Source organism: Enterobacter sp. C6 (assembly GCF_008122455.1).
GTDB lineage: Bacteria > Pseudomonadota > Gammaproteobacteria > Enterobacterales > Enterobacteriaceae > Enterobacter > Enterobacter pseudoroggenkampii.
Genome location: NZ_QPFW01000048.1, coordinates 1 through 1,799, shown reverse-complemented (window position 1 = coordinate 1,799; position 1,799 = coordinate 1). Strand labels below are relative to the sequence as shown.

1 rRNA gene is annotated in these 1,799 nt (G+C 53.1%); it reads right to left on the bottom strand.

Annotated elements, in window-relative coordinates:
• Nucleotides 1-1,799, bottom strand: a 23S ribosomal RNA gene (locus DOU50_RS00335); the annotation flags it as partial.

The window sequence follows — 1,799 nt, the reverse complement described above, 5'->3', positions numbered from 1 at the left end:
GGCTCCACGCAGACTGGCGTCCACGCTTCAAAGCCTCCCACCTATCCTACACATCAAGGACCAGTGTTCAGTGTCAAGCTATAGTAAAGGTTCACGGGGTCTTTCCGTCTTGCCGCGGGTACACTGCATCTTCACAGCGAGTTCAATTTCACTGAGTCTCGGGTGGAGACAGCCTGGCCATCATTACGCCATTCGTGCAGGTCGGAACTTACCCGACAAGGAATTTCGCTACCTTAGGACCGTTATAGTTACGGCCGCCGTTTACCGGGGCTTCGATCAAGAGCTTCGCGTTGCCGCTAACCCCATCAATTAACCTTCCGGCACCGGGCAGGCGTCACACCGTATACGTCCACTTTCGTGTTTGCACAGTGCTGTGTTTTTAATAAACAGTTGCAGCCAGCTGGTATCTTCGACTGATTTCAGCTCCACCCGCAGGGGCTTCACCTACATATCAGCGTGCCTTCTCCCGAAGTTACGGCACCATTTTGCCTAGTTCCTTCACCCGAGTTCTCTCAAGCGCCTTGGTATTCTCTACCTGACCACCTGTGTCGGTTTGGGGTACGATTTGATGTTACCTGATGCTTAGAGGCTTTTCCTGGAAGCAGGGCATTTGTTACTTCAGCACCGTAGTGCCTCGTCATCACACCTCAGCGTTAAAAGGTACCGGATTTACCTGGAACCTCCGCCTACATGCTTAAACCGGGACAACCGTCGCCCGGCTAACATAGCCTTCTCCGTCCCCCCTTCGCAGTAACACCAAGTACAGGAATATTAACCTGTTTCCCATCGACTACGCCTTTCGGCCTCGCCTTAGGGGTCGACTCACCCTGCCCCGATTAACGTTGGACAGGAACCCTTGGTCTTCCGGCGAGCGGGCTTTTCACCCGCTTTATCGTTACTTATGTCAGCATTCGCACTTCTGATACCTCCAGCATGCCTCACAGCACACCTTCAACGGCTTACAGAACGCTCCCCTACCCAACAACACATAGTGTCGCTGCCGCAGCTTCGGTGCATGGTTTAGCCCCGTTACATCTTCCGCGCAGGCCGACTCGACCAGTGAGCTATTACGCTTTCTTTAAATGATGGCTGCTTCTAAGCCAACATCCTGGCTGTCTGTGCCTTCCCACATCGTTTCCCACTTAACCATGACTTTGGGACCTTAGCTGGCGGTCTGGGTTGTTTCCCTCTTCACGACGGACGTTAGCACCCGCCGTGTGTCTCCCGTGATAACATTCTTCGGTATTCGTAGTTTGCATCGGGTTGGTAAGCCGGGATGGCCCCCTAGCCGAAACAGTGCTCTACCCCCGAAGATGAGTTCACGAGGCGCTACCTAAATAGCTTTCGGGGAGAACCAGCTATCTCCCGGTTTGATTGGCCTTTCACCCCCAGCCACAAGTCATCCGCTAATTTTTCAACATTAGTCGGTTCGGTCCTCCAGTTAGTGTTACCCAACCTTCAACCTGCCCATGGCTAGATCACCGGGTTTCGGGTCTATACCCTGCAACTTAACGCCCAGTTAAGACTCGGTTTCCCTTCGGCTCCCCTATACGGTTAACCTTGCTACAGAATATAAGTCGCTGACCCATTATACAAAAGGTACGCAGTCACACCACGAAGGTGCTCCCACTGCTTGTACGTACACGGTTTCAGGTTCTTTTTCACTCCCCTCGCCGGGGTTCTTTTCGCCTTTCCCTCACGGTACTGGTTCACTATCGGTCAGTCAGGAGTATTTAGCCTTGGAGGATGGTCCCCCCATATTCAGACAGGATACCACGTGTCCCGCCCTACTCTTCGAG